At 61.7% G+C, this 15,117-nt stretch carries 13 protein-coding genes and 1 tRNA gene; 5 read left to right on the top strand and 9 right to left on the bottom strand.

Annotated elements, in window-relative coordinates:
• Window positions 1–127: 127 nt before the first annotated feature.
• Together mtnC and mtnB are read right to left on the bottom strand one after the other, a co-directional pair.
• On the bottom strand, window positions 128–877 hold the full coding sequence (gene mtnC, locus FZX09_RS11720; RefSeq protein ID WP_226403063.1) for an acireductone synthase: 750 nt from the start codon (window positions 875–877) through the stop codon (window positions 128–130).
• The gene (gene mtnB, locus FZX09_RS11715; protein ID WP_226403061.1) at window positions 874–1,494 is read right to left on the bottom strand and encodes a methylthioribulose 1-phosphate dehydratase; all 621 of its coding nucleotides are present in this window, start codon (window positions 1,492–1,494) and stop codon (window positions 874–876) included. Before mtnB ends, mtnC begins: the two co-directional genes overlap by 4 nt.
• Before the next feature lie 50 nt (window positions 1,495–1,544).
• Here mtnB and mtnA point away from each other — a divergent pair, with 50 nt between their 5' ends.
• A complete protein-coding gene (gene mtnA, locus FZX09_RS11710; protein ID WP_226403059.1) occupies window positions 1,545–2,558 on the top strand; it encodes an S-methyl-5-thioribose-1-phosphate isomerase in 1,014 nt (337 codons plus the stop codon).
• Here the strand turns inward: mtnA and FZX09_RS11705 are convergent.
• Both FZX09_RS11705 and FZX09_RS11700 read right to left on the bottom strand, forming a co-directional pair.
• Window positions 2,549–3,385, bottom strand: coding sequence for a DNA-formamidopyrimidine glycosylase (locus FZX09_RS11705; RefSeq protein ID WP_226403058.1), 837 nt, complete (start codon window positions 3,383–3,385; stop codon window positions 2,549–2,551). The two genes, mtnA and FZX09_RS11705, sit on opposite strands and share 10 nt — an antisense overlap.
• Window positions 3,386–3,390: 5 nt before the next feature.
• Window positions 3,391–3,600, bottom strand: a complete 210-nt coding sequence (locus FZX09_RS11700; protein ID WP_226403057.1) for a photosystem I reaction center subunit IV — start codon at window positions 3,598–3,600, stop codon at window positions 3,391–3,393.
• A gap of 42 nt (window positions 3,601–3,642) precedes the next feature.
• Here FZX09_RS11700 and FZX09_RS11695 point away from each other — a divergent pair, with 42 nt between their 5' ends.
• Both FZX09_RS11695 and FZX09_RS11690 read left to right on the top strand, forming a co-directional pair.
• Window positions 3,643–4,746, top strand: a complete 1,104-nt coding sequence (locus tag FZX09_RS11695; RefSeq protein WP_226403056.1) for a hypothetical protein — start codon at window positions 3,643–3,645, stop codon at window positions 4,744–4,746.
• 69 nt (window positions 4,747–4,815) lie between these two features.
• Window positions 4,816–6,276: an ATP-dependent DNA helicase RecQ gene (locus FZX09_RS11690; protein WP_226403065.1), complete on the top strand. Its 1,461-nt coding sequence runs from the start codon at window positions 4,816–4,818 to the stop codon at window positions 6,274–6,276.
• Window positions 6,277–6,282: 6 nt separating this feature from the next.
• Here the strand turns inward: FZX09_RS11690 and FZX09_RS11685 are convergent, their stop codons facing one another.
• Together FZX09_RS11685 and FZX09_RS11680 are read right to left on the bottom strand one after the other, a co-directional pair.
• On the bottom strand, window positions 6,283–7,308 hold the full coding sequence (locus FZX09_RS11685; RefSeq protein ID WP_226403055.1) for a LysM peptidoglycan-binding domain-containing protein: 1,026 nt from the start codon (window positions 7,306–7,308) through the stop codon (window positions 6,283–6,285).
• Between the two features lie 99 nt (window positions 7,309–7,407).
• On the bottom strand, window positions 7,408–8,787 hold the full coding sequence (locus tag FZX09_RS11680; RefSeq protein WP_226403054.1) for an aldehyde dehydrogenase family protein: 1,380 nt from the start codon (window positions 8,785–8,787) through the stop codon (window positions 7,408–7,410).
• 54 nt (window positions 8,788–8,841) lie between these two features.
• Between FZX09_RS11680 and FZX09_RS11675 the strand changes: the two genes are divergently transcribed.
• Entirely contained in the window at window positions 8,842–10,503 is a 1,662-nt protein-coding gene (locus tag FZX09_RS11675; protein ID WP_226403053.1) for an alpha-amylase family protein, read from the top strand.
• Here FZX09_RS11675 and FZX09_RS11670 read toward each other — a convergent pair.
• Entirely contained in the window at window positions 10,446–12,023 is a 1,578-nt protein-coding gene (locus FZX09_RS11670; protein ID WP_226403051.1) for a glycerol-3-phosphate dehydrogenase/oxidase, read from the bottom strand. The genes FZX09_RS11675 and FZX09_RS11670 overlap by 58 nt on opposite strands.
• On the bottom strand, window positions 12,016–13,521 hold the full coding sequence (gene glpK, locus FZX09_RS11665) for a glycerol kinase GlpK (RefSeq protein ID WP_226403049.1): 1,506 nt from the start codon (window positions 13,519–13,521) through the stop codon (window positions 12,016–12,018). Before glpK ends, FZX09_RS11670 begins: the two co-directional genes overlap by 8 nt.
• 27 nt (window positions 13,522–13,548) lie before the next feature.
• Between glpK and FZX09_RS11660 the strand changes: the two genes are divergently transcribed.
• Window positions 13,549–15,054, top strand: coding sequence for a glycoside hydrolase family 13 protein (locus FZX09_RS11660; RefSeq protein ID WP_370624244.1), 1,506 nt, complete (start codon window positions 13,549–13,551; stop codon window positions 15,052–15,054).
• Here the strand turns inward: FZX09_RS11660 and FZX09_RS11655 are convergent.
• Window positions 15,036–15,107: transfer RNA gene (locus tag FZX09_RS11655), tRNA-Thr, on the bottom strand. The two genes, FZX09_RS11660 and FZX09_RS11655, sit on opposite strands and share 19 nt — an antisense overlap.
• Between the last annotated feature and the right edge of the window lie 10 nt (window positions 15,108–15,117).

The raw sequence follows: 15,117 nt of genomic DNA, 5'->3' as shown, positions 1-15,117 counted from the left end.
CCTGAGAAAATAGCTCGATGCCAGGTAAAACATTCTCTTAATAGGTTGATGATGTGCTGATTGCTGAAGCGATCACCATCACCACCCGCGAAGAAGCCACCTCATCTTGAGGTGGCTTTTTTGTTGTCTATTGTTCTGCGGCGAGATGAGTGCTTACCTCACGCAGCGATTCAATCACCATGTGATCCCTTGGGTCACGGTCGGGGTTGCCGTCGCGAAGGCTGAAGAGGGTCTGCATTCCTGCCGAACGAGCGGCGTCGCATTCCGCTCCGTTGTCACTCACGAACCAAATGTTGTTTGGGGAAGTGTGCAGATGCTTTGCAATTGTTGTGTAGCTCTCGGGGGATTTTTTGGGTCCAGTGCGGGTGTCAAACCAGTGGCTAAAAAGGTTTTCAAGGTTGCCTGCAGGACTGTGCCTGTATAATAGTTGCTGCGCCTGAATGCTGCCCGATGAATATACCGAAAGTGCCCATCCTTGCTCATGCCATTGATGTAGACATTCCGCCGTTTCTGAAAACAGTTGAGATTTGAGTTCTCCATTTATGTAGCCGTATTCCCAGATTTTGCCTTGAAGATCTTTGAGCGCTGTCGACTTTTTGTCGATGCTGATCAAGTGCTTGAGATATTGGATTAGCCCGTCAATCTCATTGATTTGCTGTTGGTCAAGCTGCTTTTTTAGGCGCGAGCTTTCGGTGGACTGATCATTTTTCCACTCAGCTGTAGCTTCTTGGATTGGGTTGTTGTCAGTTCTCTTGTTCCAGTGCTTTTTGATATAGCTGCTCAGTTCTTGCTTGGCAAAGGGGAACAAAATGTCGCTGACAAAGCTCACTGGGCATGTCGTTCCCTCGATGTCGAGCAATAGATGTTGTTGGTTCATGATTGTTGTCCGATCTGCATTTGGGTCAATTTCACCTTCAACAGGAACTCGAGGATTTCCAGGTGTCGTTTGCTCGCATCAAGGTCAGCCCCCCATGCGTAAAGGCCGTGCCCGGCCACAAGAAACCCGCATGGTGCAGTTCTCAAGCATGGGCCGACGGCATTGCCTAGCTCTTGCATCGACTGACTGTTGCTGATTACAGGGATGTTGATGCAGCTTGTATGCGTCGTGATGCCAACCAGGCCTTTCTGCATTTCCCAGCCTTCCAATACAAGCCCTTTTTTGTCTTCGTAGTGGCGGGACAACACCGTCCCGGGGATGGAATGGGTGTGCAGCACAGCTCCCGCTTGGGTCGCTTCAACAATGCGGAGATGCAGCGCTGTTTCGGCACTGGCTTTTCCTTCGCCAGTTAGAACCTCGCCGCGCTCATCTACCACAATCAATTCACCGGGAGGCACTTGCCCCTTGTCCACACCGCTGGGTGCCATGAGCAACTGCAGGGGCTGATGCTGCACCACCACGCTGAAGTTCCCTCCGGTGCCATCGCACCAGCCGCGTCGGTGGATGTCCTGCATCACTTCGGTCAAGCGATCGCGCTGGGTTTGGCTTGCGGTCACATTCCGCTTATCCCTCCGTCTTCTATACAGGACTCAGAGGCCCTTCTGCATTGACGCTTCCCCCCAGTTGCCGCTGGACCGGTGATTGCTTGGAGTTGCTGGACCAGCGACAACTTCCCGATGCAGTTGCCTTCATGCGATTGCACGGATGGCAAGACGTTGCTGAGGCGATTACATCCATGGCTGTACGAGGTGCCCCCGCCATTGGCATCGCGGCGGCCTGGGGGGTTGTGCTGGCTGCACGTTCCGGTGAAGACCTTCCTTCCGCCATCCGAGGCCTGCGTGCATCACGACCAACCGCCGTCAACCTTGGCTGGGCCCTCAACCGGATGCAGGCGGCCCTTGCTTCCTCCGGTTCCGTTGATGTTGACGCACTCGCTGGTGTTGCCGCTGCACTCCATAACGAGGATCGTCTGCTCACCCAGCGGTTGGTGGATCACGGCGTTTCCTTGTTGGCTCAGGGCTGCCAGGTTTTGCACCATTGCCACACGGGTGCAATCGCTACGGGAGGCGTTGGAACCGCCCTTGGTGTGATCGCAGCCGCCCATGCCCGTGGCCTTCTTCGCCATGCCTGGCTGGATGAAACGCGTCCCCGCTTGCAAGGTGCTGCTCTGTCTGCATGGGAGTTGGGCTGTCTCGGTGTGCCCTGCACCGTGATTGTCGATGGAGCCAGTGGATTGCTGATGCGCCGGGGTGAGGTGGACGCCGTGATGGTGGGCTGTGATCGTGTCGCTGCCAATGGTGATGTTGCCAACAAGATCGGTACCTACAACCTTGCGCTTGCGGCCCGAGCCCATGGCACCCCCTTTTACGTCTGCGCCCCAGGTAGCAGCATTGATTTGGCCACTCCCGACGGAGATGCCATCACCATCGAGGAACGCGATGCAGAAGAGATCACCCACGTTCGCGGTGTTTCAGTCGCTGCTCCAGGAGCCCAGGCCTGGAATCCTGCTTTCGACATCACCCCGGCTCATCTGGTGACGGGTTTAATCACCGAGTTCGGTGTGCTTCGTCCTCCCTATCGCGAGGTTCTCTCTGGGCTTCCGCTGCCCAATCAGCTTTGACAGGTCGGGCACCAGTGGGTGCTTCGGCCGGACAGCTTCTCCCTTCGAATTGGCGTTCCACAGCTGCGGCAAGGTTCTCCTCCACGCCGGTAAACCCAGGCCTGGCCGCCGTAGTTGCCATTCACCCCCTCAAGATCGCGGAAATCACTGAAGGTTGTGCCACCAGCTCCAATGCTGATGGTCAAGACATTGACCAAGGCATCGCGCAACCTCTCCAGTTGTGTGAGCTTCAGCTGCCCTGAGGGGGTGAAGGGGGCGATGCCTGCTGCAAAAAGGGATTCATCCGCGTAGATGTTGCCCGCTCCGGCCACCAAGGCTTGGTCCAACAGAGCTGTTTTGATTGGTCGGATGCTGCTCTTGAGTTTCTGCTTCAGGTAGGTGGCGGAGAAGTCGCTGCTGAACGGTTCAGGGCCGAGTCGCGTCAAGCCTGTGATCACCTCTTCAACCGCCTGGCCCGGAGGCACCCACCACATCTCTCCGAAGCTGCGCATATCCACAAAGCGCAACTCCTCTTCTTTGGAGTTCCAGAGCCGAACACGGGTGTGTTTGCACGGTTCTGAAGGCTTCTCATGCCATTGGAATTGGCCGGTCATGCGCAGATGAACACCCCAGACACCGCCCTTTGGCTCCAGGGCTGCCATGAGATATTTCCCCCTGCGCTGCCAGTGTCCGACAATTGAGCCGCAAAGACCTTTTACGAAGCAGTCGGGGCCACCAGGGCTGGCAATAACTCTTGGTCTGCAGACTTCAACCTGTGCAATTTTGAAGTCGACAAGACGGTCTGCCAGTCCCCGACGGACCGTCTCGACTTCAGGAAGTTCAGGCAATGGCCTCAGGCAGGCTCGAGTTCCGCTTCGGCGAAATTGTTGGTGTTGATGCCACCGTCAACGCCCTGCAGGGCGCTGTAATTGACTTTCTCGAAGCGAACGACAACGGGGTAACGGATTCCCGAGGTGTCGATGGAGGCAACGGTGCCAACTTCGTTGAACCAGTAGGACTCAGGACGCTTGATGCGCACCTTGGCGCCGCGGGTGATCGCCATCGCTGGGCATTAACGAGATGCAACTGGAGCGTATCTCGTGGGATGGATGGTGATGACCGCTGCGTCACAGAATGTCGTCCCTTGGTAGTCGGCGTCCTTTTGACCAGTTCCATCGCCCTTGATCCCGATCCGTCGCTGTTGCAACTGGACTTGCCGGATCCAGAGCAAGACGACATCAGCACGATGGAATTCCTGGCTCGCCTGGAACAGGCTTGGGCCGTCTGCGACCGCTTTGACCTCCAGACTGAGATCTGGCGTGGTCGCATCCTCCGAGCTGTGCGGGACAAGGAAAAGCGAGGTGGTGAAGGGCGAGGTGCCGGATTTCTTCAGTGGCTGCGCGAGCAGGAAATCAGCAAGACCCGCGCCTATGGCTTGATTCAACTGGCGGAATCTGCCGACAGCATGCTCAGCGACGGCACCTTGGAGGAGAGCAGCGTCAATCAGTTCTCCAAGCGGGCCTTCATGGAAACCGCTCAGGCGGTTCCTGAAGTGCAGCTGATGATTTCTGAGGCTGCTAACGAGGGGCAGGAAATCACCCGCAAGCAGGTGCGCCGTCTCACCGATGAATTCACGGCGGCCACCAGTCCATTGCTGCCGGAAGAAATTCGTCAGCGCACCCAGGAGAACCTTCTGCCACCCCGTGCGGTGGCTCCTCTGGTGCGGGAATTGGCCAAGCTGCCTGAGCCTCAGCAGGAAGATCTGCGCAAGGTGCTCCGAGATGAGCCCGAACTCGACCGCATCAAGGACGTCACCAGCACAGCGCGTTGGATCACCAAGGCAACTGAGTCTGGTGTTGCCGTTCGTGCCTTTCAACAGGGTGAACTGGACCTCGACCGCGCTATGCAGGAGGCCCAGCGCTTGGATGCCCTTGGCCTGCTGGCTGATGCGGTAGGCCAGGCCCAGGCTCTTGAGTCCGCGGTGCTGAAGCTGCACACCTCCTGGCGGCGCTTGGGGGGGCTTCAGGAGCGGCTTTGGGTTGAAAGCGGGAGCAGCACGCCTTACCTGCGCGATGTGCTGAACGCTTTGCAGACCCTCAGTGGCGCAACGATGCGGGTGTCGTTGGGAGAGCTCGCCGGTGGCAAACGGGTGCGGCTCCAGCTGGTGGAGGAGTCCCCCGATCAATTGGATCCGCCGCCGCTGGCCTGACTCCAGATCTTGTGCTCGATAAGCTGAGGTCTCCACATCTGGTGTGTTCTGGCTTCGCTCGAGCGTGCACTGCAGACCCACTTCGGTTGGGATGGCTTCCGCCCTGGGCAACGGCCCGTTGTGGATGCCGTATTGGCCGGCAGGGACGCGTTGGCAGTGCTGCCCACCGGTGGTGGCAAATCGCTCTGCTATCAGCTGCCGGCCCTGGTGCGCGAGGGCCTGGTGGTGGTGATTTCACCGTTGGTGGCGCTAATGGAGGACCAGGTGATGGCCCTGCAGCGACGGGGAATCGCTGCGGCCTGCCTACATGCCGGACTGGACCCAGCTCGACGCCAGCATGCCTTGGAGCAGCTGCGGGACGCCACGCTGCGCCTGCTCTACATCGCGCCGGAACGACTCCAGGGTGAGCAGACCCGGCTGATGCTGGAACGTCATGCCACGGAGGGGCGACTGGTGGCCATAGCGGTTGATGAGGCCCACTGCATCAGTGCCTGGGGGCATGACTTCCGCCCCGATTACCGCCGCCTGGGTCAGGTCCGCCGCCTCTGCCCGGGGGTGCCAATGCTGGCCCTCAGTGCGACGGCAGCCCCACGGGTGCGGGCAGACATCATTCGCCTTCTGGATCTACGTCGCCCGCTGGTGCAGGTGAGTTCGGCTCGCCGGGAAAACCTCCACTACACGATGCAGCGGCGCCCCAGGGACCCCATGCCGCAGGTGTTGGAGGCACTGGAGATGTCCCGTGGCGCCGCTTTGATCTATGCCCGCACCCGTCGTTCCGTTGAACAGTGGGCGGAACGTCTCAGTGACCAAGGTGTTGCAGCAACGCCGTATCACGCCGGCTTGGATCCGGAGACCCGTCAGCAGGCCCTGAGGCTGTTCCTCGAGCACGAGCGGCCCGTACTGGTAGCGACGGTGGCCTTCGGTATGGGGGTTGACCGTGGCGATGTGGGCCTCGTGCTTCATCTCGATCTGCCAGCCACGCCGGAGGGCTATCTGCAGGAATCGGGTCGTGCCGGTAGAGACGGCAGTTCGGCACATTGCCAGGTGCTGTTTTCGCCGGGTGATCGCACCAGCCTGGGCTGGGCGATGCAGGCCTCGGCCAGGGGGAGCAACGCCCTGGAGGAGCGTCGCCGCTTGGACCTGGCGCAGCAGCAGTTGCGTCGCATGGAGGCCGTCGCGGAGGGTGAAATGTGCCGTGAACAGGCGTTGCTGCTGGCGGTCGGCGAGTTGGTGGGGCCCTGTGGCCGCTGCGATCGCTGTATGGAGTCCCCAAAAAGACGCGACTGGTCAGTCCAGGTGGAAACGCTTCTGGCCCATCTGGCCGAGCAGGACGGAACGGAGATGCGCCGCCTTGGCGAGCACCTAGCCCTGCACGAACCCGGACGCCACGACCGCTGGACTTGGTTGGCTCGTCGGCTCGTGCAGGAGGAGTTGATTCAGGAAAGCAACGACGGTGCTCAGCGGCTTTATCTCCGTGAAAGCGGCCGGAGATTCCTGGATTCCCCCTGGCCGCTGGATTACGCCGCCTGATTCAGATCAGGCCTTGATCTGACAGCGGTCCTTCACCAGGTCTTTTTCGAATCGATTCTTCGGCGCTTCCCAGGTTTTCCAGCTCCCATCGGCACCGGTGGCATTGATCTTCTTGGCGGAACAGTTCACAGCCAGGTAAAGAGCCTGCCCCTGAGCATTGAGGGTCGGCACCACCTGGCTGCCACCCATGTCTTGCCAGTTGCCCCAGTCCACCTGGAGGGGGCCATAGGTACGCCAGTCAGCCGATTTGGCCAGGGTCTGCTGGGGCTTGGCGGCCTCGACCGACTTGGCCTTGACCACCGTTTTTTTGGCCTGAACCGGTTGCGTTTGCACCGCCTTGGTTTGGACGGGCTTGGCCTTGGCTTGAGCCGTTGGCTTCGCCGTCACCACTGGTGTGCTGGTGGTGCCCACCGGTTCCTTTTTTCTTTGCTGCGGTTGGGCGGTGATCGATGCCTGGAAGGAGGGATCCGTCAGGTACAAACGCGTTCCCACCTCAACCTTGTTTGGGTCGGTTAAAGCGTTGATGCTGATCAGGCTGGCGACAGGAAGCTTGTAGGCCTTGGCGATCTGCGTGAGGGTTTGCCCTTTGGCGACGGTATGTTCCGTGGCACCACGGATTGGGGTCACGGCTACCGGCTTGAAGGCCGGGCGCGGCATTACGGCGTTGCTGGGGAGTCGCAGTGTTTGGCCGACCTCGACGTGATTGGCGTTACGCAGGTTGTTGAGGGTCACCAGGTCGCGACTGCTGACGCGGTACTGGCTGGCAATGCTGCTGAGAGTCTCACCGCTGTTGATGCGATGGCGGCCCGAGCCTGCCGTCACGGTGGGACCTGGCACTTGCAGGCGGCTTCCGGCCTCGACAAGGTCTGGGTTGCGGATTCCATTCATGCGCATCAGGGTGCCGACGCTGACGTCGTAACGGTCAGCGATATCCGAGAGCGTCTCGCCGGATCGCACCGTCACCGAAGCAGCCGTTGCTGCCAGCGGGAACCAAGCCGTCAGCAGCAGGGCGGCAAGAGCGGTACGGCGCATTTGTCTCCGGCATATCCCCGCAAGATACGGTGCCTGACATAAAGCGCCAGCCCTCCAGAGCAGTTGCTGCAGAAGGGATGTGGTGGCGATGAGCGCGCCTTATCCCGCCAGCCGCTTCAGCAGGTTGAGATCCACCTTGTAGGGCGGGTAGCGGAGCTTGAAATCAAACCGGAACGGGCGTTTCAGGACCGCCTTGTGGTGGCTGAACGTGTCGAAGCCGCTTTGGCCGTGGTAGCTGCCCATTCCGCTGGCTCCGACGCCTCCGAAGGGCAGCTGGGGAACGCCGGCCTGCATCACCACATCGTTGAGGCAGACCCCACCTGAGCTCGTGGTGGTGAGCACTTGCTGCTGCTGGGCCTCATCCCCGCCGAAGAGGTAAAGCGCCAGGGGTTTGGGCCCTTGGCGGATCTCCTGAAGGGTTGTAGTCAGATCGTCCAGCATCAGTACCGGCAGGAGGGGGCCGAACAGCTCCTCGGCCATCAGCGGATCATTGCGGTCATCCACGCGGATCACGGTGGGGGCGATCCGTCGCTGCTCCCGGTTGATTTCACCTCCAATCAGGATGCGGCCGTCCGCTCTGGCGGTCTCCAGAAGCTGCTCCAGACGATTGAACTGGCGTTCATTGATGATCTGCCCCAGCTGATTGGAGTTGAGGGGATCGGCGCTATACATCTCGGTTCGGGCCTCCTCCATTGCCTTCAGCAGGGGTGAACGCAGTGCGAGTGGCACCAATAGATGGTCTGGAGCGATGCAGGTCTGCCCGGCATTGATCCCTTTGCCCCAGATCAAGCGACGCGCCCCCACCATGAGGTCGGCCCCTTCAAGAACGATGGCCGGACTTTTGCCACCCAGCTCCAGGGTTACCGGCGTGAGGTGTGCAGCGGCTCCCTCCAGCACTTTCCGTCCGATGCTGCCGCCACCGGTGAAAAAGATGTGGTCGAAAGGCATGGCCACCAGGGCGGCTGCCACGGCTCCATCTCCCTGGACCACCTGCACCACGTCGCGCTCGAAATGCTGAGGGATCAGCCGTGCGATCAGATCCGCTGTGGCACTGGCGTGCTCGGAGGGCTTGAGCACGGCGGTGTTGCCCGCAGCCAGGGCACTGATCAAGGGCCGCAGTGTCAGTTGAAAGGGATAGTTCCAAGGTCCAATCACCAGAACGCACCCCAGTGGTTCCGGTACAACCTTGGCCTGGCCGGGGCGCAGTGAGAGGGGGACAGCCACGCGTCGTGGGCGCATCCAGCGCTCCAGCTGCCGGCCGGTGAGTTTGAGCTCCTGTCGCAAGGCCACCAGCTCAAAAAAGGCTTCGGTCGGTGGTTTGCCGAGGTCGGCGGCGAGGGCCTCGAGCACTTCCGATTCGTGCTTCTCTACCAGGGTGGAGAGGCGTTGCAATTGCTCTCGGCGCCAGGCCAGGGGACGGGTCAGCCCTTTCCCCACGAGCTCCTGCATCCGGCTCAATTGCGATTGGGTGAGGGCCACAGGGCTGACGATTAGGCCAGTCGGGTCTAGCAGTGGTGAATCTGCAACCGGGGGATGACCCCAGCGCTTCCGTGGTGGTCAGGGACGGTCATCTATCAGTTGATCGTTCGCAGCTATTCCGATGGGAATGGCGATGGCACCGGTGATTTCAAGGGGCTTGCGGCGCGGTTGCCCTACCTGCGTTGGCTGGGGGTCAACACCCTCTGGTTGACCCCGATTTATCCCTCCCCCTTGCGGGACGGGGGCTACGACATCACGGATTTCACTGGAATCCATCCGGATCTGGGGGATCTCTCCTCCTTCCATCGGTTCCTCACGGCGGCCCATAGGCAGGGCATGCGCGTGATTTTGGACCTGGTGCTTAACCACACCAGTGACCTTCATCCCTGGTTCCAGCGCGCCCGCTGGGCTCCCAAGGGCAGTTCGGAACGGGATGTTTACGTCTGGAGCGACGACCCCAAGCGATACGCCGAGGCACCGGTTCTCTTCCGGCACTTTGAGGCGTCGAACTGGGAGTGGGATCCGGTCGCCGAGCAGTACTACCTGCACCGTTTCCTGCGTCATCAGCCTGATCTCAATTACGAGAACCCCTGGGTGCAAGACACGATGCTGGAGGTGGTCGACTTCTGGCTGGATCGTGGTGTCGACGGCTTCCGTCTGGATGCGGTTCCGTTCCTGTTCGAGTCAGAGGGCACCCGCTGCGAGGGGTTGCCGGAGACTCACTCCTTCCTCAAGCGATTGCGGGAGCGGGTGGATGCCCATGGTCGTGATGTGCTCTTGCTGGGAGAGGCGATTCAGCCGGTGGAGGAGGCCGCTCCTTACCTGGCGGATGACGAATTGCATGGAGCGTTCAACTTCGTGCTCACCGCCCATCTGTTCGCGGCCATTGCCAGTGGCCGCACCCAACAGCTCGGGGAGTGTCTGATGCAAGCCGAGCAGGCGGTGCGTGGTCCCCGCTGGGCCCTGCCCCTGCGCAATCACGATGAACTCTGGTTGGGTGATGGCCACCTCATCAGCGATGAGGTGATTCAGACCATCCGGGTGGGCCTGCCCCAGGGGCAGGGGCACTGGTTGAACTGGGGCATTAACCGACGCCTGGCTCCTCTTCTCAATGGCGATCCACGCTCTAACCGGTTGCTGCATGGGCTCCTCTACAGCCTTCCGGGGATGCCCTGTCTGTATTACGGCGATGAACTGGGCATGGGCGACTGGCCCGGTCTGCGGGACCGAGATCCCAACCGCACGCCGATGGCCTGGACGCCGGCCCGCAACGGTGGCTTCTCCACTGCCCCCGATCCGTTGTTGGTGCTGCCACCGATCACCGCGCCCGGCTACGACTACCGCGTGGTGAACGTGGAGGTGCAGAAGCAGCTGCCGGGGTCGCTGCTGAATTGGCACCGGCGCATGCTCACCTGCCGCCGGCTGCTGCCAGCACTGCGGCATGGAAGCTTCCGGTTGCTGCCCAGCCCCCACCCCGGAGTGCTGGTGTATCTCCGTTGCACCGAGGCGATGACAGTGCTCGTGGCCGCCAATGTCACCGCCGCTGGAGCCTCGCTCGGTTTGGATCTCTCAGAGTGGGCTGGCGAGCGCACCCGTGAAGTGATGTGGGGCTGTGAGTTCCCGCCCGCTGCAGCGGAGTGGTTCGTGAACCTTCCGCCCTATGGATTCAACTGGTGGTTAATCGGTGAGGTTGAGTCCGCTGCCACGCCCGCCTGATCCAGCAGCTCCTCCACCTGGGGCCGGAGTCGTTCGGCCTCGTTCAAATCCACCATGGCCAGACGGCAGCGGCGGGCCAGCACATCGCTGCTGCTTCGGGCATGTTCCCGCTGTATTGAGTGGTTCAGTTCTGCGGCACAGAGGGGGATCACCGGGCTGAGGGGCTCGCGTCGGCTGGGGTCCGCGGGTTCAATCAAGCCCACTGCCTCCAAGCCATAGGTGCTTTGGAGGTGGGCGACTTGCTCGGCTTTGAGGGCGGTGTCGGGAAGCAGGGTTTCGAGTTGATCTTTCTGGCGTTGGAGCTCGTCCTGGGTGGCCTCCAACGACTCCACTGCGCCCCGCAGTGGCATTACTTCAGGGGTGGGCAGCTTCTTTCCGAGCTGGCGTTCCACCGCGGCCAGGGTGTCCTCGGCCATCGGCCGGCAGGTGGTCCATTTGCCTCCCATCACGCTTACCAGGCCGCAAGCCAGAGTTTCCACTTCGTGCTCTCTCACCACACGGCTGCTATCCATGCCCTGGTCTGCTGGCTTCAGCAGCGGGCGTCCCCCCGCCCATCGGCTGCTCACCTTTGGATGCTGGAGCTGTGGAAACCAGTCACGCACGTAGTTGAGCAGGTAGGTCTCCTCTTTCTCAGAGGGGGATGTGGCGCTCTCCTTGGTGCAGGCTTCATCTGTCGTCCCCACCAGGGTGCGGCCATGGAAGGGGAGCATGAACAGCACGCGTCCATCCGCGGTGGATGGCACCAGAAGCCCAAGGTTCTCTGGGCAGAGGTTCTGCTCCAGCACGATGTGGGCCCCACGGCTAGTGAGCATCCGTGGAGGGGCATCAGCCTCCGCCATCTGCCGGATCTCATCAGCGCGAATGCCCGTGGCATTGACAAACGCCGAGGCGCACCAACGTTCCCGTTGGCCCGTGGTGGATTCACTGATGGCGGCCTTGAGCTGGCCCGTGCCATCGGTTTCCAGCTGCACCACCCGGCAACGGGTGCGCAGGGTTGCCCCCCGCTGCTCCGCAGTGAGAGCCAGCAGCAGGTTTAGGCGTGCATCGTCGAATTGCCCATCGCTGTAGGCCACACCGCCTTGACACTCCTTCAGTAGAGGTAGGGCCTGATGCATTTGCTGCTGAGACAGCAGTCGGCTGTGGCCGATGCTCCGCTGACCGGCCAGGGCGTCATACATCCCCAGCCCAAGTCGGTAGTAGGCCTGTCCCCAGAGCTGTTGTGTGGGCAGGGCCAGCTCGAGTCGTCGGGCCAAGAACGGCGCCTGGGCCAACCAGTGACTCCGCTCGAGCAGGGCTTCCCGCACCAGCCTCAGCTGGGCCAGATCCAGGGTCTTGAAGGCCAGCTCGAGATAGCGGACCCCCCCATGGAGCAGCTTCGTACTTCGGCAACTGGTGCCACCGCCGATGTCTCCGGCCTCGAGCAGGGCCACGCTCAGCCCCCGTCGTGTTGCCTCGTAGGCCACGCTTGCACCGCTGGCCCCTGCGCCAATGACCAGCAGGTCCACCTGGTGATCAGCCATGCCACCCCAGGCTTCTGGAGACGGCGTTCTGCCAGCGTGCGCGCCAGCGGTTGCGCTGGGATGCATCCATCTGCGGGTGGAATAGTTCCGCGCAGTCTCTTCGTCCGGTCGCGAGCTGCTCCAGGTCGCTTACCACCCCAGCCTGGAGGCCTGCGAACAGCGCCACCCCCCGGGCGGTGCTCTCGAGGCTGGCGGGACGCCGCACCGTCAGACCGGTGCAATCAGCCTGTGCCTGCAGCAGAGGATCGGAGGCGGCGGCGCCACCATCCACCGCCAGTTCACCCAGGCCGGTGCCGAGGGACTGCTCGGCAAGCTCCACCAACGTCGCCACAGACAGGGCGATTCCTTCCAGTGCTGCCCGGGCAATGTGGCCGCGTCCACTGTCACGGGTGAGGCCCACCAGAACACCGCGCGCCTGAGGATCCCAGTGCGGTGTGCCCCAGCCGGTGAAGGCAGGCACGAGCATGACCCCTCCTGAATCCGGCACCGAACGCGCTAGTTCGTTCACCTGGGGAGCCTGATCAATGATCTGCAGCCCATCCCGCAGCCACTGGATCACAGTGCCGGCGTTGAACAGACTTCCCTCAAGGCAGAAGCTGGGTGTTCCAGCGGCATCGGTCCAGCCGAGGGTGCTCAGCAGCCCTGCATCCGAGCGGCGGATGACGTCGCCGGTGTTGATCACCAGAAAGGCTCCCGTGCCGTAGGTGCACTTGCCTTCTCCGGGCTGCAGACAGAGCTGGCCCAGAGTGGCGGCCTGTTGGTCGCCGAGCATCGCCTGGATCGGTAGGCCTGCAAAGGGAAGATCCGAAGCGATGCGCCCGAACTCTCCGCGGCAGGGCAGCAGTTCGGGTAAAGCGTTGGCGGGAAGCCCTGTGGGCTCTCGGAAGTCATCCACCCAGCGCTGCTGCTCCAGGTCCATCAGCAGTGTTCGGCTGGCATTGCTCATGTCACTGCCGTGGCGCTGGCCGCCGGTGAGTTGCCAGAGCAGCCAGCTCTCCACCGTGCCGAAACAGAGGTCATCGCTGGCCGCGGCAGCCTGGGCATCCTCGTAGTGATCGAGCATCCAGCGGATCTTGCTGGCACTGAAGTACGGGTCGAGCAGCAAGCCCGTGCGCCGGCACCACTCCTGCTCTAGTCCCTGCTGCTTCCAGGCCGCGCAGATGCCTGCGGTGCGGCCGTCTTGCCAGACGAGGGCCGCACCGCAGGGGAGGCCATTGCTGCGGCGCCAGAGCACGGTGGTTTCCCGTTGGTTGGTGATGCCACAGCTCACCACTGCCTTGCGCTGTATTTCGCTGAGCTTCGAATCGAGCTGCACCAGGGCCTGCCGCTGGCTGGTCCAGATCGCCATCGGGTCCTGTTCCACCCATCCATCCGCGGGGTAGGAAATCGGCAGCGGTGCACTGGAGCTGACCACCAGATCCCCGGAGCTGCTGAACAGCGCGGCTCTGGAGCTGCTGGTGCCCTGATCGAGGGCCAGAAGAAGAGGCTGTTCAGCCATGGCCAATGTCTTTCTCTCCTGCTAGCCATGAGATGGCTGACTGCAAAGGTTTTGGCAGCAACCACTCCGTTTCGCGATCCTCCCGTCTGGGTAGCTGATGCGGTGCTCTATCAGATCTTTCCCGACCGTTTTCGCCGCAGTGGGAGGGTCGATGCGCAGCGCTATCTCGCCTTCAAGCCATGGGGGGCGGATCCTCGCGAGGAAGGACTCCAGGGCGGGGATCTCTACGGCGTCATCGATTCCCTCGATGGGCTTCAAGCCCTGGGCATCACCTGCCTCTATCTCACGCCGATCTTCAGTTCAGCCGCCAACCATCGCTACCACGCCTACGACTACTTTGAGGTTGATCCCCTGCTGGGGGGCAATGCAGCACTCAGGGAGCTGATCGATGCCGTGCATCAGCGCGGCATGAGGGTGGTTCTGGATGGGGTGTTCAACCACTGCGGCCGCGGCTTTTGGGCCTTTCATCACTTGGTGGAGAACGGTGCGGATTCGCCGTACCGGGATTGGTTCCATGTGCACCGTTGGCCGCTGCAGCCCTATCCCGCCCCAGGCGAGGACTGCGGCTATGACAGTTGGTGGGCCTTACCTGATTTGCCCAAGTTCAACCATGCCAATCCAGGGGTTCGGGAGCACCTGCTGGCTGTTGGCCGTCACTGGCTCGAGCAGGGCATTGATGGCTGGCGTCTTGACGTCCCTGCTGAGGTCCCGGCCGACTTCTGGGTGGAGTTTCGGCAGATGGTGCGGTCCACCAACCCGGAGGCCTGGATTGTTGGAGAGGTGTGGGGTGATGCGACCCCCTGGCTGCAGGGGGATCACTTCGATGGCGTGATGAATTACCGGCTGGGCTGGAGCAGCATTTGCTGGGCCGCTGGTGAGGCACTGCGGCGGGACTACCGCAATTCGGAATACCCCCTCGACCCCCTGGATGGTCAGGCTCTGTTGACCATCTGGACGACAACAACGCGTTCTTATCGGGAGGTGGTGAACAGGGCCCAGATGAACCTGCTCGATAGCCATGACGTGCCCCGGGCCCTTCACAGCCTCAACAACGACTTAGAGGCCCTGAAGTTGGCCCTACTGCTGCTCTTTCTCCACCCGGGAGCGCCCTGCATCTACTACGGGACCGAAGCTGCTCTGGCGGGTGGTCCTGAACCGGGCCCTTCCAGCGGTCCTGGACCGGCCTGCCGTGAGGCCTATCCCTGGGATGTCCCTTGGCCCGCTGATCTGCGCCCTTTCATTCAGTCTCTCGCAGAACTCCGCTGTGCCCATGGGGTCTTGCGCATGGAGGGTCTGAGCTGGTCAGCCCAAGGGGCGGACGTGCTTGAGGGCGTTGCGTATGGCCTACGGGTCGTGATCAACCGCAGTCGCTCCAATCATGTTCCCCTAACGATCGAGCCAGGACGTTCCTGTGTTTGGAGACTGGGAACTGTCGATAGCCGAGGTATTGGACCCCAATCGGCGGCTGTTTTGGGGTCGAAACCCCTATCCCCTGGTGCCGAGGGGAAGAAGAAAGCCCTTGTCGAGACTTGAACTCGAGACCTCTCCCTTACCAAGGGAGTGCTCTACCGCTGAGCTACAAGGGCATGTGGAGGA

Origin of the sequence: Synechococcus sp. MU1643, from assembly GCF_020514095.1 — a bacterium.
GTDB lineage: Bacteria > Cyanobacteriota > Cyanobacteriia > PCC-6307 > Cyanobiaceae > Parasynechococcus.
This window is presented reverse-complemented; position numbering and strand designations above follow the sequence as displayed.